24 protein-coding genes are annotated in these 24,880 nt (G+C 63.7%); 12 read left to right on the top strand and 12 right to left on the bottom strand.

What is annotated here, in order from left to right; translation table 11 throughout:
- Positions 1–9: 9 nt before the first annotated feature.
- The 5 genes from NGJ21_RS13255 to NGJ21_RS13235 are packed head-to-tail and all read right to left on the bottom strand — an operon-like array spanning position 10 to position 4,150.
- The gene (locus NGJ21_RS13255; protein WP_119688603.1) at positions 10–282 is read right to left on the bottom strand and encodes a DUF2160 domain-containing protein; all 273 of its coding nucleotides are present in this window, start codon (positions 280–282) and stop codon (positions 10–12) included.
- A gap of 12 nt (positions 283–294) precedes the next feature.
- Positions 295–1,095: a carbohydrate ABC transporter permease gene (locus NGJ21_RS13250; protein WP_039603433.1), complete on the bottom strand. Its 801-nt coding sequence runs from the start codon at positions 1,093–1,095 to the stop codon at positions 295–297.
- A 3-nt stretch (positions 1,096–1,098) separates the two neighbouring features.
- A complete protein-coding gene (locus tag NGJ21_RS13245; protein ID WP_039603432.1) occupies positions 1,099–1,962 on the bottom strand; it encodes a carbohydrate ABC transporter permease in 864 nt (287 codons plus the stop codon).
- Complete coding sequence (locus NGJ21_RS13240; protein ID WP_174141615.1) at positions 1,959–3,056, bottom strand: ABC transporter ATP-binding protein; 1,098 nt, start codon at positions 3,054–3,056, stop codon at positions 1,959–1,961. The genes NGJ21_RS13245 and NGJ21_RS13240 overlap by 4 nt, the downstream gene beginning before the upstream one ends.
- On the bottom strand, positions 3,056–4,150 hold the full coding sequence (locus NGJ21_RS13235) for an ABC transporter ATP-binding protein (protein ID WP_119688601.1): 1,095 nt from the start codon (positions 4,148–4,150) through the stop codon (positions 3,056–3,058). Before NGJ21_RS13235 ends, NGJ21_RS13240 begins: the two co-directional genes overlap by 1 nt.
- A 223-nt stretch (positions 4,151–4,373) precedes the next feature.
- Here NGJ21_RS13235 and NGJ21_RS13230 point away from each other — a divergent pair, with 223 nt between their 5' ends.
- From NGJ21_RS13230 to NGJ21_RS13200, 7 genes are all read left to right on the top strand, one after another.
- On the top strand, positions 4,374–6,131 hold the full coding sequence (locus NGJ21_RS13230) for a sigma-54-dependent Fis family transcriptional regulator (RefSeq protein WP_251962201.1): 1,758 nt from the start codon (positions 4,374–4,376) through the stop codon (positions 6,129–6,131).
- Positions 6,132–6,274: 143 nt separating this feature from the next.
- The gene (ocd, locus tag NGJ21_RS13225; protein WP_196914188.1) at positions 6,275–7,339 is read left to right on the top strand and encodes an ornithine cyclodeaminase; all 1,065 of its coding nucleotides are present in this window, start codon (positions 6,275–6,277) and stop codon (positions 7,337–7,339) included.
- Between the two features lie 104 nt (positions 7,340–7,443).
- Entirely contained in the window at positions 7,444–7,929 is a 486-nt protein-coding gene (locus NGJ21_RS13220; RefSeq protein WP_251962200.1) for an Lrp/AsnC family transcriptional regulator, read from the top strand.
- Between the two features lie 288 nt (positions 7,930–8,217).
- Positions 8,218–9,528: a C4-dicarboxylate transporter DctA gene (locus NGJ21_RS13215; RefSeq protein WP_046787920.1), complete on the top strand. Its 1,311-nt coding sequence runs from the start codon at positions 8,218–8,220 to the stop codon at positions 9,526–9,528.
- A gap of 44 nt (positions 9,529–9,572) precedes the next feature.
- Entirely contained in the window at positions 9,573–10,277 is a 705-nt protein-coding gene (locus NGJ21_RS13210; RefSeq protein WP_046787919.1) for a FadR/GntR family transcriptional regulator, read from the top strand.
- Between the two features lie 16 nt (positions 10,278–10,293).
- Positions 10,294–10,974, top strand: coding sequence for a GntR family transcriptional regulator (locus NGJ21_RS13205; RefSeq protein ID WP_046787918.1), 681 nt, complete (start codon positions 10,294–10,296; stop codon positions 10,972–10,974).
- Between the two features lie 75 nt (positions 10,975–11,049).
- Positions 11,050–12,111: a hypothetical protein gene (locus tag NGJ21_RS13200; protein ID WP_251962199.1), complete on the top strand. Its 1,062-nt coding sequence runs from the start codon at positions 11,050–11,052 to the stop codon at positions 12,109–12,111.
- A 14-nt stretch (positions 12,112–12,125) separates the two neighbouring features.
- Here the strand turns inward: NGJ21_RS13200 and NGJ21_RS13195 are convergent, their stop codons facing one another.
- A complete protein-coding gene (locus NGJ21_RS13195; protein ID WP_012313628.1) occupies positions 12,126–12,554 on the bottom strand; it encodes a PACE efflux transporter in 429 nt (142 codons plus the stop codon).
- 101 nt (positions 12,555–12,655) lie between these two features.
- Between NGJ21_RS13195 and NGJ21_RS13190 the strand changes: the two genes are divergently transcribed.
- The 3 genes from NGJ21_RS13190 (at position 12,656) to NGJ21_RS13180 (ending at position 16,502) form a co-directional block, all read left to right on the top strand.
- The gene (locus tag NGJ21_RS13190; RefSeq protein ID WP_196914189.1) at positions 12,656–13,534 is read left to right on the top strand and encodes a LysR family transcriptional regulator; all 879 of its coding nucleotides are present in this window, start codon (positions 12,656–12,658) and stop codon (positions 13,532–13,534) included.
- A 140-nt stretch (positions 13,535–13,674) separates the two neighbouring features.
- Complete coding sequence (gene mcpA / locus NGJ21_RS13185) at positions 13,675–15,555, top strand: methyl-accepting chemotaxis protein McpA (RefSeq protein ID WP_237859366.1); 1,881 nt, start codon at positions 13,675–13,677, stop codon at positions 15,553–15,555.
- A gap of 161 nt (positions 15,556–15,716) precedes the next feature.
- Complete coding sequence (locus NGJ21_RS13180) at positions 15,717–16,502, top strand: sulfite exporter TauE/SafE family protein (protein WP_012313625.1); 786 nt, start codon at positions 15,717–15,719, stop codon at positions 16,500–16,502.
- Positions 16,503–16,559: 57 nt separating this feature from the next.
- Here the strand turns inward: NGJ21_RS13180 and NGJ21_RS13175 are convergent, their stop codons facing one another.
- The gene (locus NGJ21_RS13175) at positions 16,560–17,099 is read right to left on the bottom strand and encodes a histidine phosphatase family protein (RefSeq protein WP_251962198.1); all 540 of its coding nucleotides are present in this window, start codon (positions 17,097–17,099) and stop codon (positions 16,560–16,562) included.
- A 141-nt stretch (positions 17,100–17,240) separates the two neighbouring features.
- On the opposite strand from NGJ21_RS13175, the gene NGJ21_RS13170 reads away from it, so the two are divergent.
- Positions 17,241–17,840 carry a biliverdin-producing heme oxygenase gene (locus NGJ21_RS13170; RefSeq protein WP_251962197.1) on the top strand — a complete coding sequence of 200 codons (600 nt, stop codon included), beginning with the start codon at positions 17,241–17,243 and terminating at the stop codon, positions 17,838–17,840.
- A gap of 52 nt (positions 17,841–17,892) precedes the next feature.
- On the opposite strand, the gene NGJ21_RS13165 is transcribed toward NGJ21_RS13170, so the two are convergent.
- From NGJ21_RS13165 to NGJ21_RS13150, 4 genes are all read right to left on the bottom strand, one after another.
- Positions 17,893–18,225, bottom strand: a complete 333-nt coding sequence (locus NGJ21_RS13165) for a DUF3325 domain-containing protein (RefSeq protein ID WP_251962196.1) — start codon at positions 18,223–18,225, stop codon at positions 17,893–17,895.
- On the bottom strand, positions 18,222–19,736 hold the full coding sequence (locus NGJ21_RS13160) for a PepSY-associated TM helix domain-containing protein (protein ID WP_251962195.1): 1,515 nt from the start codon (positions 19,734–19,736) through the stop codon (positions 18,222–18,224). The genes NGJ21_RS13165 and NGJ21_RS13160 overlap by 4 nt, the downstream gene beginning before the upstream one ends.
- Complete coding sequence (locus NGJ21_RS13155; protein WP_161871180.1) at positions 19,733–20,020, bottom strand: iron transporter; 288 nt, start codon at positions 20,018–20,020, stop codon at positions 19,733–19,735. Before NGJ21_RS13155 ends, NGJ21_RS13160 begins: the two co-directional genes overlap by 4 nt.
- 126 nt (positions 20,021–20,146) lie before the next feature.
- The gene (locus NGJ21_RS13150) at positions 20,147–22,387 is read right to left on the bottom strand and encodes a TonB-dependent siderophore receptor (RefSeq protein ID WP_174141761.1); all 2,241 of its coding nucleotides are present in this window, start codon (positions 22,385–22,387) and stop codon (positions 20,147–20,149) included.
- Positions 22,388–22,629: 242 nt separating this feature from the next.
- On the opposite strand from NGJ21_RS13150, the gene NGJ21_RS13145 reads away from it, so the two are divergent.
- Positions 22,630–23,913 (top strand): arsenic transporter, encoded by a 1,284-nt coding sequence (locus NGJ21_RS13145; RefSeq protein WP_251962194.1) that lies wholly within the window; start codon positions 22,630–22,632, stop codon positions 23,911–23,913.
- On the opposite strand, the gene dmeF is transcribed toward NGJ21_RS13145, so the two are convergent.
- Complete coding sequence (gene dmeF / locus NGJ21_RS13140) at positions 23,837–24,832, bottom strand: CDF family Co(II)/Ni(II) efflux transporter DmeF (protein ID WP_196914194.1); 996 nt, start codon at positions 24,830–24,832, stop codon at positions 23,837–23,839. The two genes, NGJ21_RS13145 and dmeF, sit on opposite strands and share 77 nt — an antisense overlap.
- Positions 24,833–24,880: the final 48 nt, after the last annotated feature.

The raw sequence follows: 24,880 nt of genomic DNA, 5'->3' as shown, positions 1-24,880 counted from the left end.
AGCCGTCGCTCAGCCCCAGCGCAGCACCACCACGAGCCAGCCCAGCGACAGCAGCGAGGCCACCCATAAAGGCCAGTCGCTGACCCCGACTACCAGCAAGTGCAGGTAGGCGCTGACCAACAGGCCGATGAACAACCGGTCGCCACGGCTGGTGACGATCGGCAGAAAGCCGCGCCGCTCCACACAGGGGCGGCGCAGTTCGCACAGGGTCATGCACAGCAGCAGTACGCCGACGACGGCGAAGAACAGCGCCGTGGGCAAGGTCCAGGCCATCCACTCCATGCGTTGCCCTCCTCACACCCGGCCCAGGGCAAAGCCCTTGGCCACATGGTTGCGAACGAACCAGATCACCAGCATGCCTGGCAGGATGGTCAACACCCCTGCCGCCGCCAGCACGCCCCAGTCGATGCCCGAAGCAGACACCGTGCGGGTCATCACGGCGGCAATCGGCTTGGCGTTCACCGAAGTCAGGGTGCGCGCCAGCAACAGTTCGACCCAGGAAAACATGAAGCAGAAAAACGCCGTCACGCCGATGCCGGAGCCGATCAGCGGAATGAAAATTTTCACGAAGAAACGCGGGAAGCTGTAACCATCGATGTAGGCGGTTTCATCAATCTCCTTCGGCACGCCCGACATGAACCCCTCGAGAATCCACACTGCCAGCGGCACGTTGAACAGGCAGTGGGCCAGGGCAACGGCAATGTGCGTATCGAACAGGCCGATGGACGAATAGAGCTGAAAGAACGGCAGCAGAAACACCGCAGGTGGGGCCATACGGTTGGTCAGCAACCAGAAGAACAGGTGGCGGTCACCGAGGAAGCGGTAGCGCGAGAAGGCATAGGCCGCCGGCAGCGCCACCAGCAGTGAAATCAGCGTGTTCAGGCACACGTAGTACAGCGAGTTGATGTAGCCGCTGTACCAGCTGGCATCGGTGAAGATCACCCGGTAGTTGTCGAGGGTGAACGCCTGCGGCCACAGGGTGAGGCCACCGAGTATCTCGGTGTTGCTCTTGAACGACATGTTCAGCAGCCAGTAGATCGGCACCAGCAGGAAGAAGAAGTACAGCAGCAGGGCCAGCGTCTTGCGTGTACTCATGGCCTAGTCCTTGTCGGCGTGGGTCATGGCGGTATAGAACAGCCACGACACCAGCAGAATGATCAGGAAATACACCAGCGAGAACGCCGCCGCCGGGCCCAGGTCGAACTGCCCGACCGCCATGCGGGTCAACGTCTGACTGAGGAAGGTAGTGGCGTTACCCGGCCCGCCTCCGGTGAGCACGAACGGCTCGGTGTAGATCATGAAGCTGTCCATGAAGCGCAGCATCACCGCGATCAGCAGCACGTTCTTGAGTTTGGGCAACTGGATATGCCGGAACACCGCCCAGCCCGATGCCCGGTCGATGCGCGCGGCCTGGTAGTACACGTCGGGGATGGCGCGCAGGCCCGAGTAGCACAGCAGCGCCACCAGTGATGTCCAGTGCCAGACGTCCATCACCAGCACGGTGAGCCAGGCGTCGAACGGGTCGCCGGCATAGTTGTAGCTGACGCCAAGCTTGGCCAGCGTGGCACCGAGCAGGCCGATATCGGCGCGGCCAAAGATCTGCCAGATGGTGCCGACCACATTCCACGGGATCAGCAGCGGGATGGCCATGACGATCAGGCATACCGAAGCCAGGCGCCCCTTGGTCGGCATGGTCAGGGCGATGCCGATGCCCAGCGGAATTTCGATCAGCAGCACGCAGGCGGAATAGATGAATTGGCGCAGCAAGGCATCGTGCAATGCCGGGTCGCGCAACACCTGGCGGTACCAGTCGGCGCCGACGAAGTAGCGGCTGGACTGGTCGAAAATGTCCTGCACCGAATAGTTGACCACCGTCATCATCGGCATCACGGCACTGAACGCCACCAGCAGGAACACCGGCAGCACCAGCCACCAGGCCTTGTTGTTCGGCACCTTGTTCATGGCACGGCCTCCAGCAGCAGATCGTCGACGTACAGCAGCAGCCACTGCGTCGGCAGGCTGACCCAGGCATGTGCCACCGGCACCGGGCGATCTTCTGCCAGGCGCGCCTTGAGCGCCACGCCGCCAAGCACCAGGGTGACGATGCGATAGGTGCCCAGGTCCTCGACGTCCAGCACTCGCGCAGGCAAGGCGCCCTCGAATGGGCTGTCCCACAGTTGCACGAACTCCGGGCGAATGCCCACTTGCAGGCGCCCGCCGCGCGTGCCCGCCAAGCGTTCGCGCAGGCCGTCGGGCAGTATCAGGTGCACATCGCCGAACGCGACCCCCGCCGCGTCGGCGCGCACGTCGATCAGGTTCATCCCCGGGCTGCCGATGAAGTAGCCGACAAAGGTATGCCGTGGCCGCTCGAACAGCTCACGCGGGGTGCCGAACTGGACGATGCGCCCGCCATGCATCACCGCGATCTTGTCGGCGAAGGTCGAAGCCTCCAGTTGATCGTGGGTCACGTAGATCATGGTGATGTTGAACTGCTCATGGATCTGCTTGAGCTTGCGCCGCAACTTCCATTTCAGGTGCGGGTCGATCACCGTCAACGGCTCGTCGAAAAGAATGGCCGAGACGTCATCGCGCACCAGGCCACGGCCCATGGACACTTTCTGCTTTTCGTCGGCGCTGAGGTTGCGCGCCTTTTTCTTCAGCACTGCGCCCAGGTCGAGCACTTCGGCGATTTCCTCGACCCGCGTGCGCACCCTGGCTTCGTCCAGGCCCTGGTTGCGCAAAGGGAACGCCAGGTTGTCGAACACCGTCATGGTGTCGTACACCACCGGGAACTGAAACACCTGGGCAATGTTGCGCTGCTGCGGCGAAAGGTCATTGACCGGCTTGCCGTCGAACAGCACCTGGCCATGGGAGGGCGTGAGCAGCCCCGAGATGATGTTCAGCAAGGTCGACTTGCCACACCCGGAAGGCCCGAGCAACGCATAAGCGCCGCCCTGCTCCCACACGTGCTCCAGTTGATGCAGTGCGTAGTCGCCCTCGGTGGCGGGTTGTCGGCTATAGCTGTGCGCCAGTTGGCGCAGGCGGATTTCGGCCATCAGGCGCTCCTTGCCTGGCGCAGGCCCGGTGCCTGTACCAGTGCCCCGGCGCTGTCGAAGACGAACAGCTTGTGGGTGGGTATGAAGACACGGATCGGCGTATCCACCTGATACTCGTGCACCCCCGGCAGGTGCAGGACCATCGGCCAGTGCTCGTTACGCACGTGCAGAAATGTCTCGGAACCGCTGATCTCGGCCAGTTCCACCCGCACCGCCAGTTCCAGGTCGTCATCGTGCGCCGGCACCAGGGTGAGGTGGCTGGGGCGCACGCCAAAGCGGTAAACGCCGTCGCCCAGGCGGTGCAGGTCGACATTGCGGGCGAAGTGCACGGCCTGGGCCAGGCTCACCTCATTGCCATTGATACGCCCCGGTATCAGGTTGATCGGCGGCTCGCTGAACAACTCGGCGGCCAGCACGCTGCCGGGCCGCTGGTAGACCTCGGCCGTCGGCCCGCTCTGGACGATTCGCCCCTCGTGCACCAGGGTGGTGGTGCCGCCCAGTGCCAGCGCTTCGTTGGGCTCGGTGGTGGCATACACGGCAATGCAGTTGCGCGCGGCGAACAACTCGCGCAGCTCCTGGCGCAGCCCTTCGCGCAGCTTGTAGTCGAGGTTGACCAGCGGCTCATCGAACAGGATCAACCCGGCATCCTTGACCAGCGCCCTGGCCATCGCCGTGCGCTGCTGTTGGCCGCCAGACAGCTCCAACGGCAAGCGTTGCAGGTAGGGTTCGATACGCAGCATTTCGGCAGTTTCCTGCACGCGCCGACGGATGTCCGGCTCGGCCAGGCGCGCCTGGCGCAGGGGTGAGGCGATGTTCTCGTACACGCTCAGGGTCGGGTAATTGATGAACTGCTGATACACCATCGACACATTGCGCCGGCGCACCGGCACGCCAGTGACATCTTCACCCGCCATCAGCACGCGGCCACGGTCGGGGCGGTCGAGCCCGGCCATCAGGCGCATGAGGCTGGTTTTGCCGGCCAGGGTCCGGCCAAGCAGCACGTTGAACGAGCCAGGCTCGAACTGCAGGGACGCGTCGATGATCCAGGGCTGGTTATCGACGCTGCGGCTGACCTGTTCCAGCACCAGAGACATGGCAGGACCTTGTTATTGTGGTTGTCCGGCACAGACAGCCAGTTCCGTGCCAGTTCCACTCTGGCCCTCTGGCCTGCGGCTTTGACGGTGCCGACAAGCCAGCAGCGATTCACAACTGAACACTTTCGCTGAACACCTGAACAGTGGCGGGTTTGACAATGAACAACGGTGGACGACACTCAACAGCGGTCGGCTGATAACAACAATCACACAGGACAGGCCCATGGCCACCGCCACTTCGACCCATGCCCAACTGATCCAGGCCTCCTGGGCGCGCTGCCGCGATCACGGCCTGCAGCCACAGAGCGCCCCCGACTTCGATTGCCTGACCAAGGCCGAACTCAGCGCCCTGCTGGAGCGGCGCCAGGCACTGTTGCAACACACCCGCGATGGCGTGCTGCCGCAGTACGCGCACCTGCTGGGCAATGCCAGCTACCTGGTGATGCTCGCCGACGCCAACGGCTGCCTGCTCGAGACCTGGGGTTCGCGACGCTTCGTCTGCCCCCAGCACCAGCACGGTTTCAGCGCCGGCGCCCACTGGCACGAACGGGGCGTGGGCACCAATGCGCTGGGTACCGCGCTGGTCTGCGCCGAGCCCGTCCATGTTGGCCAGGACGAACACTTCCTGCGCCAGAACCGCTACATGTCCAGCGCCGCAGCCCCGCTGTACGATGCCCTGCGGCAACTGGTCGGGGTGCTCGATGTGGCCAGCGACGGCTACCTGCCGGCCACCCAGACCCTCGGCCTGGTGCGCATGATGGGCCAGAGCCTGGAGAATCGCCTGATCCTTGCGCAGCATGCCGAACAGCACGCCCAATTGCTGTTCAACAGCGCTTGCGACAACCTCGACAGCCCCTGGGCCGGGCTGCTGGTATTCGATGAGCGTGGCCAGGTACTCGCCGCCAATCATCGAGCCGACAGCCTGCTGGGCGGCAACCCGCTGCAACAAAACGTCGAGCAACTGTTCCAGATCCCCTTGTGCCAGTTGCTTGCCCACCCCCAGCAGCAACCCTTCGCTTTGCAGGCAGCCGGGCGCAACCGCTTCCACTGCCAGTGGCAAGCCCCCCGGCAAAGCCACCCGCGCTCAGCGCTTGGCAGTGGCGACCCACGCATGGAAAAGGCCCTGGCCCAGGCCAGCCTGATGCTGGAAAAAGACATCCCGCTGCTGGTCCAGGGTGAAACCGGCGTCGGCAAGGAAGTCTTCGTCCAGGCCCTGCACCGCGCCAGCAGCCGTGCCCGCCAGCCGTTGATCGCGGTCAACTGTGCGGCGATCCCGGCAGAGCTGGTGGAATCGGAGTTGTTCGGTTATGACAAAGGCGCCTTCACCGGCGCTCATCACAAGGGCAACCCCGGGCTGATCCGCAAGGCCGACCAGGGCATCCTGTTCCTCGACGAAATCGGCGACATGCCGCTGCCGACCCAGGCCCGCCTGCTGCGCGTGCTGCAATCGCGCAGCATTCAGCCTCTGGGCAGCGGCGAACCGGTAGCGGTGAATATCCGCGTAGTGTCGGCAAGCAATCGGGACCTGGCCGAAGAGGTGCGTGCGGGGCGCTTTCGCCAGGACCTCTACTACCGCATCGCCGCAATGGCGGTCGTGTTGCCGGCGCTGCGCGAGCGCACTGACAGGCGAGCATTGATCGAGCACATCCACGCACGTTATCGCGACCCTCACCAACCCCAGCGCTTGGGGCAGCCTATCCTTGAGCTGCTTGATCGCCACCCCTGGCCGGGCAATGTGCGCGAGCTGGTGAGTGTGATGCAGGTGGCCCTGGCGTTGGCAGGCGATGGGCCGGTCGGCGTCGAACATCTGCCCGCCGGCTTTCTGGCTGAAGCACAAGGATGCGCGGTGGCGAGCGACTGCAGTGACGATGAGGCGGACCTGCAAAGCCTGCTGAAACGGGCCAATGGCAACCTCTCGGCCGTGGCCCGGAGCCTGGGGATCAGCCGAACGACACTGTATAAACGCCTTCGCGAGCAATGACCGGGGGCCGACAGCCGATTCGGCTGCCCGGGCCCTGAAGTCAGCCGGACCCGCTGCCCGCACCGCCTTTTTCGGCCGGCATTCCCGCCCTGATCGCCCGACAATATCCCTACAGCCCAACCCGCAAGTTGCAGGGAGATGCCATGACCCGCTTCATCGATGTGCAAGACCTCGCCCGCCTGGTCAACCGCAAAGGCTTGGCCAGCTGCCTGGTGGAGATGGCCGAGTACATTCGTCAGGACTACCTGCGCTGGCACGATTTCCAGAAGTGCCCGCGCCTGGCCAATCATTCGGCGGACGGCGTGATCGAACTAATGCCGGTTTCCGACTCCAGCCGGTATGCCTTCAAGTATGTCAACGGCCACCCGAAGAACACCCGCCTCGGCCTGCCCACGGTGATGGCCTTCGGCGCCTTGAGCGACGTCGGCTCCGGCGCGCCGCTGCTGCTCAGCGAGATGACCCTGACCACAGCGATGCGTACCGCCGCCACCTCGGCACTCGCCGCCCGCTACCTGGCGCGTGAAGACAGCCGCAGCATGGCGCTGATCGGCAACGGCTCGCAAAGCGAATTCCAGGCCATCGCCTTCAAGACCCTGCTGGGCATCGACGAGATCCGCCTGTTCGACATCGACCCTGCAGCCACGGCGAAGCTGGTGGCCAACCTGACGGGCCGCCCAGGGCTCAAGGTGATCGTCGCCCACAGCGTCGCCGATGCCGTGCGCGGTGCCGATATCGTCACCACGGTCACGGCGGACAAGACGTACGCGACCATCCTCACGCCGGACATGATCGAACCGGGCGTGCACCTGAACGCCGTGGGCGGCGACTGCCCGGGCAAGACCGAGCTGCACCGCGACATCGTCGAGCGGGCCCGGGTGATCGTTGAGTACGAGCCGCAAAGCCGGGTCGAAGGCGAAATCCAGCAAATGCCGGCCGATTCGCCGGTCTTCCCATTCTGGCAGGTGGTCGCAGGCCTTGTTCAGGGCCGTGAAAACGCCGACCAGGTGACCCTGTTCGATTCGGTAGGTTTTGCGCTGGAAGATTATTCGGCACTGCGCTACGTGCTCGATACAGCGCTCACGTTAGGGATCGGCCAGGATATCGGGCTGGTGCCGGTGCTGGAAAACCCCAAGGACTTGTATGCACTGCTGCAGCCTCGGGTGGTGGCGGTTCGTTCAGTCCACCGGGCCGACAGCGCCTGCGCCTGACGGACCTTGGGCTGCTGCGCAGCCCAATCGCCGGCGCGTGAGGACGATCACCCGATAAACGCCTAACCTGTCCATGCCCCGCCTTCAAAAAAGAAGCACCGCGCATGGACACCAAGGACGCCACCTCTGCCCCGCTGGACCGCATCGACCAAGCCATCATCGACATACTGCGCGTCGATGGCCGCATCACCTTCGAAAAGCTCTCGACCCTGGTCCATCTGACGCCGCGCCCCTGCCTGGAACGGGTACGCAAGCTGGAACGGCGCGGCGTGATCCGCGGTTATGGCGCAATCATCGACCCGCAGAAGCTCGCACCAGGGCTGTCACTGCTGGTACTCGTAGCCCTTTCCAACCTGCGCGGGCGGTCCGCACAAAAGGCGTTCGAGGCAACCATGCTGGCCTGCCCTGACGTTCATGAATGCCAACTGATCAGTGGCCATTTCGACTACAGCTTGCGCGTGCGCTGTCGCGACATGGAGCACTATCGGGTGCTGAGCGAAAGCTGGATGAACGACGACGCCCTGCACATCGACAAGCTGGTGGCCCACCCTGAATTGGCTTCGGTCAAGAGCATCGCCCCGCAGCCCTGATCGGGTAAGAAGTTGGCAGGCAGATTGCTAACACCCTGCAGGTATTGGCAAATGCCGGCCCACGGCGCATCACCTCAATCTGCAGCACGCACCGAACTAGAGCCTGGCAAGCCGAAACGCCCCACAACTGGTCAGACCGGTAAGGCCAAAAAACCTTGCATATTCGGATTTTTCGCGCTTTTATGACTTCGCGCTGAACAAACCGGTAAGACCACAAAAATAAATAAGTCCTGCGCTCTTTCGCCCCGTGCGGCACCGAAGCAAGGACACCGATCAGAGATCACTCCCATGCTCAAATGGTGCTCGCGTTCGATCTTCCTGCAAGTTGTGCTCGGCCTTGCCCTCGGCATCGCCTGCGGCCTCAGCTTCCCCGACCTTTCCCTGCAGCTCAAACCCCTCGGCGACGGCTTCATCAAGCTGATCAAGATGCTTATCGGCCTGATCGTCTTCTGCGTGGTGGTCAGCGGCATTTCCGGTGCTGGCGATCTGAAGAAAGTCGGGCGCATCGGCCTGAAATCGGTGATCTACTTTGAAGTGTTGACCACCATCGCCCTGGTGATCGGCCTGGTGTTCGCCTTTACCAGCGGCATCGGCAGCGGCGCCAACATCCACCTGGATCAGCTTTCTGCTGCCGACGCCAGCGGCCTGGCCGAGCGCGGCCAGCATATCCATGGCGCCACCGCGTTCTTCATGGACCTGATCCCCACCTCCGTGGTGGGCGCCTTCGCCGACAACAACATCCTTCAAGTCTTGCTGTTCTCGGTGCTGTTCGGCAGCGCGCTGAACCTGGTGGGTGACTCGGCCGCCGGTATTTCGCGGTTGATCAACGAACTCAGCCACGTGATTTTCCGCATCATGGGCATGATCGTGCGCCTGGCGCCGATCGGCGTCTTCGGCGCCATCGCCTTCACCACCAGCAAATATGGCCTGGAGTCGCTGCAGCACCTGGGTGGCCTGGTAGCGTTGTTCTACCTGACCTGTGCGGGCTTCGTGCTGATCATCCTGGGCACTGTGATGCGCGTGTCGGGGCTCAAGTTGCTGCCTTTCATCAAGTACCTGCGCGAAGAGTTGACCATCGTCCTGGGCACCGCTTCCTCCGATGCCGTGCTGCCGCAGATCATGCGCAAGCTCGAGCACCTGGGCATTGGCAGCTCCACCGTTGGCCTGGTGATCCCGACCGGCTACTCGTTCAACCTTGACGGCTTCTCCATCTACCTGACCCTGGCCATCGTGTTCATCGCCAACGCCACCGGTACGCCGCTGGCGATGACCGACCTGCTGACCATCCTGCTGGTGTCACTGGTGACGTCCAAAGGCGCTCACGGCATCCCAGGCTCGGCACTGGTGATCCTCGCCGCCACCCTCACCGCCGTGCCGGCGATCCCGGTGGTAGGCCTGGTGCTGGTGCTGGCAGTGGACTGGTTCATGGGCATCGGCCGGGCGCTGACCAACCTGATCGGCAACTGCGTGGCTACCGTGGCCATTGCCCGCTGGGAAAAAGACATCGATCTGGAGCGTGCGCAGAACGTGCTCGATGGCAAACCCGGCTTTGCCCATGCACCGCGCAAGCAGCCCAACGCCCATCAACAGGAATTCTGAGCCCACGTGGCCGGCGCTGACGCCGGCCCTTTCAGGAGAAAACCGTGATCAGCTCATCGACCGTCGTCAACTCAGTGGTGGAAAAACTGCGCCAGGCCCTGGCCCGCGGCCAGTGGCGCTCCGGCGACATGCTGCCTGGCCAGCGCGAGCTGGCCGAACAATTGGGCATCAGCCGCCCCAGCCTGCGCGAAGCCGTGACCGTGCTGGAGACCCTCGGCCTGGTGCGCTCCATGCCGGGCAAGGGCGTACTGGTGCTGGATGCCGAAACGGCCGTGCTGGAGCCAGGCGTCGACAGCAGCGCTGCGGCGAGCCTGGCCGATGTCCTGGAGCTGCGCTACACCCTCGAACCGTTCATCGTCGGCCTGGTGGCGCAATCGGCCAACAGCCAGGACATCGGCCAGCTACGCCTGACCCTGATGGACATGCGCGAAGCGCTGGATGCCGATGACAGCGATGCCGGGGCCAAGGCCTACATCGCCTTCCACGAGGCGCTGTTCGCGCTGACCACCAACCCGATTTTCCAGAGCGTGGTACAGCAGACCGGCAATGCCCTCAAGCAAAGCGCCAACATGCTGCGCAACTCACCCGAACACCTTGCTGCTCGGCTCAAGGAAAACGAAGCCGTGGTACGCGCCATTCGCGACCGCAACAGCGCCCAGGCCAGCGCCCAGATGCGCCAGCACATCCTTGCCGAAGGGCAGCGGATGGGCATCGAACTGAACATCCCGGATGACCATCCGCGCCAATGACCCCAGGAGAGCGACCATGACCGCCTGCGCCCACGCCGCCCCCCACCTGCCTGCCCTGCTCGGGGCCGGCGAAACCCGCCTGTCGGCCGAGCAGATCTACCCCCGCCTGTTCGACGCGATTCTCGAGCAGCGCTTGCCACCCGGCAGCCTGCTGCCCGAGCAGGCACTGGGCAACGCCTTCGGCGTCAGCCGCACGGTGATCCGCCGGGTACTCGGGCGCCTCTCGGACCAGCAAGTGGTGGTACAGCGCCCCAGCCACACCGCGCACCTGGCCGCCCCTGATCCACAACAGGCGCGCCAGGTGCTGAGCGCCCGGCGCCTGGCCGAAACCACCCTGATCAGCCTGGCAGCGCAACGCGCGCGGCCGGCGCAGATCCGCCAACTGCGTTCGCTGGTGGAGCGCGAGCGCCAGCACCACGAGCGGGGCGAACGTTGCGCGGCAATCCGCCTGGGCGGCGAATTCCACCTCAAGCTTGCCCAGGTGGCCGCCAATGCACCGCTGGCACGTTTTCTCAACGGTCTGGTGCCGATGACCTCACTGATCATCGCCCGCTATGAATCGCCCTGCTGCGACCACTGTGCCTGGCAAGAGCACGCGGCGATCATCGATGCCGTGGAGGCTGGTGACGCGGCAGCCGCGCTTGCACTGATGGATGAGCACCTGGACCGCCTGGAAGAAAAACTCGACCTCGCCTGACAGGGCGCATGCGCAGCCGATCACCGGCCCTATACTCGGTTAACCACCCAGCCTCGAAACCCGGGAGGCGGTCGTGTGAACCCACGCATCCTCGTGCTGCTCTGCCTTCTGCTGGCCCTCGGCGGCTGCGCCGGCAAGGGCCCGCCTGCCCCCCCACCCCCCGCCGTGCTGACCCCCGCCGCCTGGCAACGCATCGACCAGGAACTGATCGATGCATCGGTAGGCGCCGCAGGCTCGGCCAACGACTATGCGCGGCGCTCGATGCGGGTATGGAAAGAACAGGTACAGCAACGTACCGAAAGCGACTTCATTCCCTGGTTCACCGGTTACTGGACCCAGCAATGGCTGACCCTCAAGGTCGCCTGGTACAAGCTCAACAGCGGTGAGGGCCGCGAGCCTGCGGAAAAACGCCTGGCCCTGTACCTGCAGGAACAGTACCAGAACCGGGTGATCGAGCCGGTGGCCGAGCAGATCAACCCCGAAGTCATCCGCGACCGCGCCTGCGAGTTGTACCTGCAACTCTTTGGCCAGCAACTGCCGGCCATCATCCAGCGCTACAACGCCCCACCCGATCAGCTCAGCCAGCGCCTGAACCGGGTCCCGGCCATTGCCCTGGGGCCGCCGCCGGCGCGCAACGCCAGCCTCTATCAATTGCTCAAAGCCAAGCCGCTCGATCAGCAACCCGCCTGGCTCGCCCTGCGCGACCACCTGCACCGGCAAGCGGCCAAGGGCCCCGGGCAGACCGACGTAGGCCTGTCGTCGGTGGCCACCCGCGCCAGCGAGAAGCTTGGCGCCACCCTGGCCCCTCGCGGCATTGCCAGCGCAGTGGCCAGTGCGGTAGGCAAGGTGGCCGGGGCAATGATCTCGGTGGCGGCGGCAGGCTACGGCATGATCACTCATGATCGCGATCACCCGGAGATGGTCGAGCAATTGCGGGTGATCCTCAACGTGGCGCTCAATCAGGAATGGCAAGAATTGATGGAGAACCGCCAGAGCGGCGCCATGGCGGGGGTGTACTACCTGTCAGGGCAGGTCGAGGACAGTTTGCTGGCCAGTGCGCCGCGGCCAGTGGACCAGGCAGTGCAACCGGAACAACCTGCGCGGCAGGAACCCTTGTTGATTCGCCTGCCGCCATAGCGGTACCGACACCCTCAGGCGGTGGCCATGGCCGATGCCGGCAACCCGAATATCCGGTCAAACGCCCAGTTGTAGGCAAAGGTGTAGCAAGGCACCAGGATGATAAAGGCAAGGTCCACCAGAAACGCCTCGACCAGGCTCATGCCCAGCCACCAGGCAATCAGCGGGATCAGGTACACCACCAGGGTCAGCTGGAAACCGACAGCATGCACCACCCGCCGCGCCACGCTGCGGCCGCGCTTGGCCTGGCGGCTCTCCCAATACTCGAACAGGCTGTTGTAAATCAGGTTCCAGAGCATGGCGATGGTGGTGATCATCACCGCCAGCGGCCCAGTATGCGAAGCCTGGGTATCGGACAAATAAGCCAGCCCCAGCGTCGACATGCACAAGCCAATCAGCTCGTAGAAAGTCACGTAGACCAGTTTGCGTTTCAGTCCCTGCACCGGGTTTACCTCATGTGGAATCAAGCGAAGGGCGCGAGAATGCTTCAAATTTATTGACAGGCAAAGTCGGTAGCTTTCAGATTCACTGACAGGAGGCCGACATGAACTTTTCCAGCGACAACATCCAGCTGTTCCTCGCCGTGCTCGACCGGGGTTCGTTTTCCGCTGCGGCACGCACCCTTGGCCGGGTACCATCCGCTGTCAGCATGGCCATCGGCAACCTTGAAGCCGAACTGGGCTACCCCCTGTTCGAGCGCGGCCCGCGCGAGGTTCACGCTACCGCCCAGGCTTTGGCCCTAGAGCCACACGCCAGGCTGATCGCCGAGCAACTGGGGCTTCTGCAAGTGCACGCACTGGAGCTGTCGCAAGGGCTGGAAAGCAGCCTGACCCTCGCCGTGGTCCCGGATATCGATCAGCGCCCGCTGTTTGCCGCCATCGCCAGCCTGGGCGAGCGCTACCCGCTGCTGGACATCCAGCTGCTCAGCGCCCCGCAGGAAGACGCATTGCAGTTGCTCGACAGCGGCCGTGCCGACCTGTGCCTGGCCTTCGCCGGCCTGCATGTCGATGCCCGCCGGGGGTTCCAGCACATTGGTACGCAATCGCTGGTTGCCACCCTGTCACCGGCGCACCCGGCACTGCGCGACGGGCGCATCCGCTACCTGGAAGACCTGATCAACGTGCGCCAGATCCTGGTGCGCAGCCGCGACCTGCCGCTGGCCGACCCGCGCGCGCTGATCGGCGCCACGCACTGGTCCACCGACAGCTTCGACTTCGCCGTGCAAATGGTCGAAGCAGGCCTTGGCTGGGGCGATTTGCCATTGGCCAGGGTGGCGCCGCTGATCGAGGCAGGGCGCCTGGTGCGCCTGCGTTTTGGCAATACCCGCAACGAACTTCAGTTGCCGATTCACGCCTTCTGGCGCAGGCAGCAACCGCTGCGCCAAGCGGCGCGTCTGCTGATCGAACAGCTAGCCAACTGCTAGCGCACCGTCCGTCGAAATCGCCTCAGCCTGATGACGTAAGTGCTTCAATTTTTTAAGAGATTTGCCGATATCAGAGTGGACAGGCCCATCGCGCCACAAGCGCGCAGTGCCCTTCCCTCCATGGCTCAAGGTCTCGAAACATGAACCTGAAATTTCGCCACAAAATCCTCCTCAGCGCGTGCGGCGTGGTGGTACTGGCTTTTGCCCTGTTCACGCTCTACAACGATTACCTGCAACGCAACACCATCGCCCAGAACATCGAGTCGTCGGTGCAGCAGTCCGGTGCGCTGACTGCCAGCAGCGTGCAGAACTGGATGAGCGGGCGCATCCTGGTGCTGGAGAACCTGGCACAGGACATTGCTGAACAAGGGACGGGCGATACCCTGGCCGGGCTGATCGAGCAGCCTTCCTACACGCAAAATTTCCTTTTCACCTACCTGGGCCAGGCCAATGGTGTGTTCACCCAGCGCCCCAATGCCCAGATGCCGGCCGGTTACGACCCACGCCAGCGCCCATGGTACGGCGCCGCCGCAAACGCCGGGCAGACCGTGCTAACAGCCCCTTACCAGGGCGCCGTCGGTGGCCTGATGGTGACCATCGCCACGCCGGTGAAGCGTGACGGCGAAATGCTCGGAGTGGTCGGCGGCGACCTGACCCTCGATACCTTGGTGCAGATCATCAACTCGGTCGACTTCGGCGGCATCGGCCACGCCTTCCTCGCCGACAGCAGCGGCCAAGTGATCGTCAGCCCCGACAAAGACCAGGTGATGAAGAACCTCAAGGACATCTACCCAGGCGCTGGCTTGCGCGTGGAGCCCGGCATGCAGGATGTCACCCTCGATGGCCAACAGCGGTTGATCTCCTTTGCCCCGGTGGCCGGCTTGCCGTCTGCCCAGTGGTATATCGGCCTGTCGATCGACAAGGACAAGGCCTACGCCGCATTGGGCCAGTTCCGTACCTCGGCGATCATCGCCATGGTCATTGCCGTGGCGGCCATCGCCGGGCTGCTGGGCTTGCTGATCCCGGTGCTGATGCGCCCGCTGACCACCATGGGCCGCGCCATGCGCGACATCGCCGAAGGTGAAGGCGACCTGACCCGCCGCCTTGACGTGCAGCGCAAGGACGAGTTCGGCGAGCTGGCCACCTCGTTCAACCACTTTGTAGAACGCATTCACACCTCGATCAGCGAAGTTTCGTCGGCCACGCGGCTGGTGCACGACCTGTCGGAAAAGGTGGTCAACGCCTCCAATGCCTCGATCATCGGTTCCGAAGAGCAGAGCATGCGCACCAACAGTGTCGCTGCGGCCATCAACCAGCTGGGTGCCGCCACTCAGGAAATCGCACGCAACGCTGCCGACGCTTCGCAGCACGCCAGCGGCGCCAGCGAGCAGGCCAATGGCGGGCGCGAAGTGGTGGAAGAAGCGATCAACGCCATGACCGCCCTGTCGCAGCGCATCAGCGAATCCTGCGAACAGATCGAAACGCTCAATGCCAGCACCGACGAAATCGGCAAGATCCTCGACGTGATCAAGGGCATCTCCCAGCAGACCAACCTGCTGGCGCTCAACGCCGCGATCGAAGCGGCCCGTGCTGGTGAAGCCGGGCGCGGGTTTGCCGTGGTCGCCGACGAGGTTCGCAACCTGGCGCACCGCACCCAGGAATCGGCGGAAGAGATCCACCGCATGATCACCAGCCTGCAGGTCGGCTCGCGTGAGGCGGTGCACACCATGAACACCAGCCAGGTGTCCAGCGAACAGACCGTGCAGGTCGCCAACCAGGCCGGTGTGCGCCTGGCCAGCGTGACCCAGCGCATCGGCGAGATCGACGGCATGAACCAGTCGGTGGCCACCGCTACCGAAGAGCAGACCGCCGTGGTCGAGAGCCTGAACCTGGACATCACCCAGATCAATGCGCTCAACCAGCAAGGGGTAGAGAACCTCAACCAGACACTGCAGCATTGCGATGCGCTGGCGCAGCAGGCCGGGCGTTTGAAGCAACTGGTGGGCAGCTTCCGCATCTGAGGGGATGTGCCGGCACGCTCGCCTTCTGCAGGGGATGAGCGTGCCGGCGCTGAAGCTCAGGCAGTTATAACCTAATAACGAACAAGTCTATTTGGCTATATAAACTACCTATATGCTGGCACCCATCCGATCACGGGCAAAGCTGGGCAGTCGAGTAGCGTATGGATGTAGGTTCTTTCGGTTTCACCATAGCCGGGCTGGTTGTGGGGTTCATCGTCGGCATGACCGGCGTCGGTGGCGGTTCGCTGATGACGCCGATCCTGCTGTGGTTTGGCATCAGCCCGGCCACCGCTGTCGGCACCGACCTGCTCTACGCCGCCATCACCAAGGCCAGTGGCGTGTGGGTGCACAGCCGCAACAAGAACATCGACTGGAGAATCACCGGCCTGCTCAGCCTGGGCAGCGTCCCGGCAGCAGCGCTGACCCTGTGGTTCCTGAGCACCCTGCACACCGACACCTCGGCGCTCAATGGCATCATCAAGCAGGGCCTGGCGGTGGTATTGATCCTCACTGCACTGGCAATCCTGTTCAAGTCGCGGCTGCAAGCGTTCGCCAACCGCCATGCCGGTGACCATTACCAACTCAGCGACCGTAGCCTAAACATCCTTACCGTACTCACCGGCGTGGTGCTGGGTGTCATGGTCACCCTCACCTCGATCGGTGCCGGCGCCCTAGGCACCGTGGCGCTGTTTTTGCTTTACCCGTTCCTGGTCACCCGGCGCCTGGTGGGCACCGAGATCGCCCACGCGGTGCCGTTGACCCTGGTCGCAGGCCTGGGCCACGCCGGCATGGGCAACATGGACTGGTCGCTGCTGGGTTACCTGCTGCTCGGCTCGTTGCCCGGCATCTACCTGGGCAGCCACCTCACCGGGCGGATCTCCGACCGCGTGCTGCGGCCCTGCCTGGCGGGGATGCTGTTGCTGATCGGGTACAAGCTGGCGTTTTGAGGAAAGGGTTTGGCGTGAGACGGGTTAGCCGGCCCTCACGCCATCACAAGCCACACCTCACCCGAGCCGCAAGCGCCATCGCCCGGTAAAGCTCAACTGCACACGTGACAAAGGCAGCACATCAATCTGCCGATGGGCAGCCAGGGGGCAACCAAGCACCTGCACCAGCACCGCGCGAATCACCATGGGATGGGTCACCGCCACCCACTCGCCCGGTTTATCGAATGCCGCCAGCCACCCCGCCATGCGCTGGCACAGCTCGGCAAACGACTCACCACCATGCGGCGCACTGTGCGGGTCGTCCAGCCACAACGCCAGCGCCTGCGGTTGCTCAGCCTGCAATTGTTTCAATGCCAGCCCGTGCCAGCACCCCAGGTCGCAATCGGCCAACGCTGGCTCGACCTGCACCGGCATCGAAAAACCTGCCGCCGTTGCCCTCGCACGCTGCTCCGGCGCGGTCAGCATGCGCGTTTCAGGCGCCACGGCGAACGGCTGGGCGAGCAGCGGCAAGATGCTGTCGTCAGGGCGGTGCAAGCGCCCGGTCTTCTGGGCCGTTGTCAGGGCATGACAGATCAAGGTCAGGTGTACGGCTTTCACCAGGCGGCTTCTTCGCAGGGGACGGCCGACTGGTTTAGCACGCCGAGGTTATTTTTTCCGCAACAATGTCGCAGCTCTGGAGGAACACTGCGTTACGATGGCCAGTCCAAATTAGGCGAAATGCCACTAGAGCCGACCCGAATGCCAGCCAGCTCCTCCTCTCCCAGCCCGTTGCTGCTAGCCCTGCGCGAGGGCACACGCGACTGCCACAAGTCGCTCGAAGCCCGCCTGCCGTTCTTTCAAGCGCACTTCGATGCCGCTGCCTACAGCCGGCTACTGCAAGCCTACTACGGGTTCCACGCCCCTCTCGAAGCGCGGCTGGGCGATTATCAGGAACCCGTGAGGGCCAAGACACCGGCTCTCACCCTGGACCTGCAAGCCTTGCACCTGAGCGCCGCCGACATCGATGCCCTGCCCCTGTGCCAGGCGCTGCCTGCCATCAAAGATGAGGCAAGCGCGCTGGGTGTGATGTACGTAATGGAAGGCTCGACCCTGGGCGGCCAGGTACTCAAAAAGGCAATGTCCGAACGCCTGGGTCTCGACCCGGTCAGCGGCACAGGTTTTTTAGATGTATACGGTGCGCGGACCGGCAACTACTGGCGCAGCTTCCTCGACCGCCTTGGCCAGGCCTCGACAGCACCTGCAGCGCAGGCCGCCACCGTGCAGGCGGCCATCGAAACATTCCAGTGCTTCGAGCGCTGGCTTGGGCAACGCAACGTGCTGAACCAAAAACCCGGCTAAAGAGGCCTGCTCGCTCTGACCCTGTCGCCGGCAAGCCGGCGATGGGGCCCGCTCAGGCAAACAGCTGCAGCAGCACCCACCCCGGCACCAACCCCGCCAGCCCGACCGCCAGCCGCGGCCAATACGGCAACAGCACGACCAGCAGCATTGCCCCCAGCGACATCATCGCCAACCAGGCCACCGGCGCCATGGCCCAGCCCCAGGCCTGGGCACAGAGCAACAGGCTGATCATCAGTGCCAGCCAGCCAGAGCCACGCAGCACCACGCGCAATGGCCGCGGGCAAGCCCGCTGCCATACCTGCTTGTAGTGCCGCTCCAGGCCTTGGCAAAGGCCAAGCATGCCGGCATAGGCGAACAGCGTGCCGCCCGCGATCAGCATCATCATGCGCCTGCCTCCACGCTGCGCCCTGCCTTGCGTGCAAGCGGCGCCGGCTCGGCGTTCTGCACGCGCCACGCCACCACACCGAGCAATACCCCCAGCACCAGTGCGCAAGCCGCCACGCCCAGGCGCAAGGCATCCGCCAGCCCACCGAACAGCCCAAGGCCCATGCACAGCAGTGCCGTCAGTCCCAACTGCTCCACCCACGCCCGGCGCGCAGGCCTGATACCCGCATGCAACAGCGCCAGCAGCCATACACCAAAGAACGCCCGCCCCTCCCAGGCTTCGCGCTGTACCAGCTCGACCGGCAGCAGGCGGCTGGCCCAGAGCAAGCCGGCACAGGCCAGCAGCAAACCGGCAACGAAACCGACATTGCACACCTCGGCCACCCGGTACCAACGCCGCGCCGACAACTGCGCGCTGGCGTACTTGCGCCCACGCTTCACGCAAAACAGCACCAGGCCACTGGCGATCATCACGCAGCTGATAACGCCACAAACGAAGTACAACCAACGCATCGGGTACCCGCCAAACTGGGCAAAATGCAGGCCGACCATGACCCGCTGGGTCAAGGGGGCCGCACGCCACTCGGTCACATCGCTGAGCAACTGGCCGCTTACACCATCGAATACCATGGCCTGCCCCTTGGACAGGGCGATGCGGTTACCCAGTTCAGGGCGGACCTCGATACGTGCCCCGGCAGTGTTGGGATTGCGGATATTGAAACCGGCTATGGGCCCCAAGCGTGCCTGCGCCTGGGCCAGTAGCGGTACCACATCGGCCAGCTCCGCGGGCTGCCTGGCCATGCCCCTTGGCTGCTCCAGGCGGGCGTTGCCCTGGGCCTTTAAGTAGGCCCGGTTGTCCCCGGCGAACAGCGCATCGACACCTGCAGGAATGTAGATGAGCATGAAGATCACAAGCCCCGTGTAGGTGATCATCAGGTGGAACGGCAGCAACAGCACTGCACTGGCGTTGTGAAAGTCCAGCCAGGAGCGCTGGCCCTTGTTCGGCCGGAAAGTGAAGAACTCCTTGAAGATCTTCTTGTGGATGACAATGCCGGTGACAAGCGCCGCCAGCATCACCAGCGCCAGTGCACCGACCACGAAGATGCCCCAGTTGCGCGGCAGGTCGAGGGTGAAATGGAAGCGGAAAAAGAAATTGCCGCCGACACTGTCGCGTACCTCGATGGCCTCGCCCGTCTGCGGGTCGAGCTGTACGCCGCCGCCATGGCGCCGCTCACCGGTAGACACCCGCAGCCCGGGCGAACGATCGGTGGGCAGGCTGACGCCCCAGTTGCCGGCCTGCGGCTCATGGGCTTGCAGGTAGGCAATGGCGCGCCGCGCGGCATCGGCCTGGGTCACTTCACTGGCCGGGATTTCCGGCTGCATCCAGTGGTTCAGTTCTTTGTCGAACACCGCCAGGGTGCCGGTGACGAAGATGGCGAACAGCAGCCAGCCGAAGATCAGCCCGCCCCAGGTGTGCAGCCAGGCCATCGATTGAGTGAAGGTGTTCTTCATGCCAGCCACTCCAGCGCCTGAGGCCAGAAGCCGATCAACGCCAGGGGCGCAGCCAGGGCCAGCGGTAGCCAGGCGCGCACCGCGTCACGGCTGGCAAAGGCCCATAGGATGGCTGCGGTGTAGAAAATGAAGGCCGGCAGGGTCGCGACGATGACTGCATCGGCAGGTGACAGCGGCAATAGCCGGGCCAGGCAGGCGCTGGCGGCATAGGTAAGCGCGTAGCCGCCCAACAGCGCGGCGCTGCTGCGCGAGAGGATCTGCAACCAGGCGGTTTTAGTGTTCATTGGGGTATTTCCTGGTAGTCACATCGAGGCAAGCCCGCTCCCCCAGATACTCCTCTTCGCTTGCGCCCGTGGGGTATCTGCAGGAGCGGGCTTGCCCCGCGAATGGGCCGCAGCGCGGCCCCTGCATCAGAACGAGATATTCAAGGAAGCAAACACCGCACGTCCCGGCTGGTTGTAGGTGTTGGCACCCGAGCTGCTGGCATTGCCACCGCGATAGATCTGCTTGTCGAACACGTTGTTCACGCCCACCCGCACGTCATAGTTGGCGTTGAACTTGTACCCGGTGCTGACATCCACCAGCCCGTAAGCCTCGACATCCTGCTGCGCCTCGGCGTCGTAGCTCTCCTCGGTGCGGTAGTTGTAGGTCGGCGACTTCTGCTTGCCGTAGTAGGTACCGGCCACCTGGAACGAAAGCTTGTCGGTGGCGCGCCAGTCCAGGGTGCTGTTGACCGTGTATTCGGGGATCACCGACAGCGGCTCGCCCGTCTCGCGGTTGTCGTTGTCGAGCATCCAGGTCAGGTTGGTGTTCCAGTCCAGTACCGGGGTCAGTTCGACGAACAGGTTGCCCTCGATGCCTTCCACACGTGCCTCGCCGGCGTTCTCCCACTGGGTCACGCGGCGGCCGCTGTTGATGGTGTAAAGCACATCGGTGTCACCGATGATCTTGTTCTTGTAATCGTTGCGGAAGTACGTCGCGCTGGTACGCCAGGTGCCGCGGTCGTACAACAGGCCGATTTCCTTGTTGACGCTGATTTCCGGCTTGAGGTCGGCATTGCCCTGCAGGTAGCAGCCCCCGGAGTTGCTCTGCTGCACACTGCAGCCGTTGCCGCGGCTGTAGAGCAGGTAGTTGGGGTTGGACTGATACAGGTTCGGCACCTTGTAGGCCCGCGCGATACCGCCCTTGACCGACAGCGCATCGGTCAGCTTGTGCGACAGGTTGAGGCTGGGGCTGAAGTTGTCGCCAAAGGTTTCGTGGTGGTCGAAGCGCAGGCCCGGGGTGACGGTGGTGTCGCCCAGCACAATGTTGTCCTCGACGAACAACGCGTAGCTCTTGGCGGTCATCTTCGAGTTGCTGCGGTCGAAGCCACTGATGACGTCACTGCCACCGCCGCTGGGGTCGAAGCTCTGGGGGCGGAACGAGCCCTGGTCGTTGAGCGATTCGTACAGGTACTCACCGCCCAGGGTCAGCACATGTTCAGTACTGCCCATGGCAAACGGCAGGTTCACTTCGCTGCTCAGACGAGTGTTGCGCAGCCGCGACATGGCTGCACCGCTGTCGTTGATCGCACCTTCCGGGCCACCGGCCAGGCCTTCGTTGAGACGCCAGTTGCGTACGTATTCGTAAGCCAGGCTGGTCTTGCTGGTGCCCCAGCTAAAATCGCCAAGGTGGGTCAGGTCATAGGTGTTGCGCTGCATGACATTGGTCTCGTGGCCATACAGGCTGGAGATCAGGTCGACATTGCTGCCACCGTTGCTGTTCATGGTATCGCCGGCATAGAGGTTGCCCTGGCGGCTGTAACCGGCGCTGGCTTCAAGGCGGTGCTCGTCGTTGAGCCGCCAGCTCAGCAGGCCGTTGATGTCCTTGTTGCGCACGCCCTCACGACCGGCGACCAGCGCGCTGTTGGCGTGGTCGGCGTTGATGTCCAGGTCGTCGGCGTCGGTCTTGGCCAGGCCACCGTACAAACGGAAACCGAGGTTGTCGGTAAGCCCACCGCTGAGGTTGAAGTTGGCACGACGGCTGACACCCTCTGCGCTGTCTTGCGGCATTTGCGTGAACAGGTTGAGGCTGCCCTTGAACGCCTCGGTGGGCCGCTTGGTGATGATGTTCACCACCCCGCCCATGGCGCCCGAGCCGTAGCGCGCCGCCGCGGGGCCGCGCAGGATTTCGATGCGCTCGACCGCCTCGGCCGGCACCCAGTTGGTTTCGCCGCGGGTGTCGCGGTCGCCGTTCCAGCCGTAGCGCACGGCGTTGCGCGCGCTGGACGGTTTGCCGTCGATGAGGATCAGGGTGTTCTCCGGGCCCATGCCGCGCAGGTCGATCTGTCGGTTGTTGCCACGCGCACCACTGGCGCTGTTGCCGGTCAGGTTGACCCCCGGCTCCCGACGGATGATGTCGGACAGGTCGTTGGCCGGCGGGCGACGCTTGATGTCTTCTTCAGTGATGATCGACGAACCCAGCGCCTGTCGTGCCTCGCGCTCTGCAGTGACCAGAGTGTCCTGGATCACCAGTGCGTCGTCGGCCACCGGCATTTCCAGCACCTCACCAGGGCTGCGCTCCACTGTTTCAGCGGCGGTCGCCATCATGGCCGGTGACGCCAACGCGACAAACGCCAGGGCCAGGCTGTTGGGTGAAGTTCTGCACTGCATTGACACATCTCCTGCGATGGGTAAGCGAAGGGCACATCCCTGCCAGGAAGCCGGAAGGCCCGCGCCCACCGGCCTCGCAAACACTATTCGGGGGCCAACAGGGTTGGTAAATATAGTTATTCTCAAATGGGTTTAAATCTTATTTACGAAACTTACATGTTTGCACCGGAACTTTTCCGACGCGTAGCCAGCCCGTGTACAGTCACTTTTGCCCCTCTCCCCTGAGATGAGACAGCGTTTCCATGCTCCCAGCCGCTCTGATCTTCCTGTTCACCCTGACCCTGGTCATCTGGCAGCCCAAAGGCCTCGGCGTTGGCTGGAGCGCCACACTCGGCGCCGTGCTGGCCCTGGTGTTCGGCGTGGTATCGCTGCATGACATCCCCACGGTATGGGCCATCATCTGGAACGCCACCGCCACCTTCATCGCCCTGATCGTCATCAGCCTGCTGCTGGACGAAGCGGGCTTTTTCGAATGGGCGGCGCTGCATGTGGCGCGCTGGGCGCGAGGGGACGGGCGCCGCCTGTTCGCCTTCATGGTGCTGCTGGGCGCGGCGGTGTCGGCGCTGTTCGCCAATGACGGCGCGGCGCTGATCCTCACCCCGATCGTCATGTCGATGCTGCTGGCGCTGCGCGTCTCCCCGGCGGCGACCCTGGCCTTCGTCATGGGTGCAGGCTTCATCGCCGACACCGCCAGCCTGCCACTGGTGGTATCCAACCTGGTGAACATCGTCTCGGCGGACTACTTCGACCTGGGGTTCAACGCCTATGCCGCGGTGATGGTGCCGGTGAACCTGGTAGCAGTGGCAGCCACGCTACTGGTGCTGTGGCTGTATTTTCGCCGCGACATTGCGCTGCGCTATGCCACCGAGGACCTCAAGGTGCCGGCCATGGCCGTGCGCGACCGCGCAACGTTCCGTGTCGGCTGGGCGGTGCTGCTGGCATTACTGGCCAGCCTGTTCGTGCTCGAGCCCATGGGTATCCCGGTCAGTGCCGTGGCCGCAGCCTGCGCGGCGGTACTGTTCGCCGTTGCCGCCCGGGGCCATGTGATCTCCAGCCGCCGCGTGCTGCGCCAGGCACCGTGGCAGATCGTGGTGTTTTCGTTGGGGATGTACCTGGTGGTCTACGGCTTGCGCAATGCCGGCCTCACCGACTCGCTCGGCAATGTGCTGAGCTGGCTGGCCGGGCACGGGCTATGGGCAGCCTCGCTGGGTACCGGGCTGATTGCGGCGCTGCTGTCGTCGGTCATGAACAACATGCCCAGCGTGCTGATCGGGGCGCTGTCGATTCATGCCAGCGAGGCGCAGGGTGTGGTGCGCGAAGCGATGATCTATGCCAACGTGATCGGCTGCGACCTGGGGCCGAAGATCACCCCGATCGGCAGCCTGGCCACGCTGTTGTGGCTGCATGTGCTGGCGCGCAAGGGCGTGACCATCGGCTGGGGGTATTACTTCAAGGTTGGGGTGTTGTTGACGGTGCCGGTGTTGCTGGTGACCTTGGCAGCGTTGGCGGTGCGCCTGAGCCTTTGAAAACGCCGCAGGCCACTGCCCTGTATTCGACCGTGAGGTGAGTGACCTCATGTACAGGCGTCAATGCAGCCCGAACGTCATCGGCAGAGAGCACCTCTGGGCCATGCACACTGACGATGGCAGCATGCGCTTGAGGCCCCACTTTCCAAACATGCAGGTCGGTGATCTGAAAATCGCCGGCTTGGCCAAGCAACTCCCTGATTTCTTCGGCGACAGGGTTATCGGTCTTATCAAGCAATACGGCCGCAGTATCCTTCATCAGCAACCACGCCCAGCGTGCAATCACAACAGCGCCAATGATCCCCATGACCGGATCGAGCCATATCCAGCCAAGGTATCTACCGGCCAGCAGCGCGACGATCGCCATGACCGACGTGACCGCATCGGCGAGCACATGGAGGTAAGCCGACCGCAAGTTGTTATCTCCATGCGAATGGGTGTGATGCCCATGCGAATGGCTGTGATCATGACCGCCGCCGGCCAGAAGAAGGGCGCTGATGATATTGACCAGCAAACCAACGATCGCAATCAGGGTCGCCATCCCGAACTGCACTTGGGTAGGCTGAAATAGTCGCAGAACCGACTCGATACCGATGCCTAACGAGACAAAACCAAGAATCAACGCAGAAGCGAACCCTCCAAGGTCACCCACTTTACCGGTGCCAAAGCTGTAGGCAGCACTTGCCGAATGCTTGCGGGCGTAAGCATAGGCCGCAGCGGCAATTCCCAGCGCGCCCGCATGGGTTGCCATATGGAAACCATCTGCCAAAAGCGCCATCGATCCCGTGACATAGCCTGCGGCAATCTCACCGACCATCATCACCACGGTGAGCATCACTACCCACAATGTTCGTTTGGCATTGTCATCGTGGGCGGTGCCCAAGAAGTTGTGGCTATGTTCGAAATCAGTCGTGCTCATGGCCTGCTCACTTTGAATACCGCCGAATCGGCATCGAATGGGTCTTCA

The organism is Pseudomonas sp. Marseille-Q5299 (genome assembly GCF_943737035.1).
Lineage (GTDB): Bacteria > Pseudomonadota > Gammaproteobacteria > Pseudomonadales > Pseudomonadaceae > Aquipseudomonas > Aquipseudomonas putida_E.
This window is presented reverse-complemented; position numbering and strand designations above follow the sequence as displayed.

Coding starts and splice junctions, on each gene's coding strand:
- NGJ21_RS13255 (WP_119688603.1), bottom strand. CDS start 282: ATGGAGTGGATGGCCTGGACCTTGCCCACGGCGCTGTTCTTCGCCGTC.
- NGJ21_RS13250 (WP_039603433.1), bottom strand. CDS start 1,095: ATGAGTACACGCAAGACGCTGGCCCTGCTGCTGTACTTCTTCTTCCTG.
- NGJ21_RS13245 (WP_039603432.1), bottom strand. CDS start 1,962: ATGAACAAGGTGCCGAACAACAAGGCCTGGTGGCTGGTGCTGCCGGTG.
- NGJ21_RS13240 (WP_174141615.1), bottom strand. CDS start 3,056: ATGGCCGAAATCCGCCTGCGCCAACTGGCGCACAGCTATAGCCGACAA.
- NGJ21_RS13235 (WP_119688601.1), bottom strand. CDS start 4,150: ATGTCTCTGGTGCTGGAACAGGTCAGCCGCAGCGTCGATAACCAGCCC.
- NGJ21_RS13230 (WP_251962201.1), top strand. CDS start 4,374: ATGGCCACCGCCACTTCGACCCATGCCCAACTGATCCAGGCCTCCTGG.
- ocd (WP_196914188.1), top strand. CDS start 6,275: ATGACCCGCTTCATCGATGTGCAAGACCTCGCCCGCCTGGTCAACCGC.
- NGJ21_RS13220 (WP_251962200.1), top strand. CDS start 7,444: ATGGACACCAAGGACGCCACCTCTGCCCCGCTGGACCGCATCGACCAA.
- NGJ21_RS13215 (WP_046787920.1), top strand. CDS start 8,218: ATGCTCAAATGGTGCTCGCGTTCGATCTTCCTGCAAGTTGTGCTCGGC.
- NGJ21_RS13205 (WP_046787918.1), top strand. CDS start 10,294: ATGACCGCCTGCGCCCACGCCGCCCCCCACCTGCCTGCCCTGCTCGGG.
- NGJ21_RS13190 (WP_196914189.1), top strand. CDS start 12,656: ATGAACTTTTCCAGCGACAACATCCAGCTGTTCCTCGCCGTGCTCGAC.
- mcpA (WP_237859366.1), top strand. CDS start 13,675: ATGAACCTGAAATTTCGCCACAAAATCCTCCTCAGCGCGTGCGGCGTG.
- NGJ21_RS13180 (WP_012313625.1), top strand. CDS start 15,717: ATGGATGTAGGTTCTTTCGGTTTCACCATAGCCGGGCTGGTTGTGGGG.
- NGJ21_RS13170 (WP_251962197.1), top strand. CDS start 17,241: ATGCCAGCCAGCTCCTCCTCTCCCAGCCCGTTGCTGCTAGCCCTGCGC.
- NGJ21_RS13165 (WP_251962196.1), bottom strand. CDS start 18,225: ATGATGATGCTGATCGCGGGCGGCACGCTGTTCGCCTATGCCGGCATG.
- NGJ21_RS13160 (WP_251962195.1), bottom strand. CDS start 19,736: ATGAAGAACACCTTCACTCAATCGATGGCCTGGCTGCACACCTGGGGC.
- NGJ21_RS13155 (WP_161871180.1), bottom strand. CDS start 20,020: ATGAACACTAAAACCGCCTGGTTGCAGATCCTCTCGCGCAGCAGCGCC.
- NGJ21_RS13150 (WP_174141761.1), bottom strand. CDS start 22,387: ATGCAGTGCAGAACTTCACCCAACAGCCTGGCCCTGGCGTTTGTCGCG.
- NGJ21_RS13145 (WP_251962194.1), top strand. CDS start 22,630: ATGCTCCCAGCCGCTCTGATCTTCCTGTTCACCCTGACCCTGGTCATC.
- dmeF (WP_196914194.1), bottom strand. CDS start 24,832: ATGAGCACGACTGATTTCGAACATAGCCACAACTTCTTGGGCACCGCC.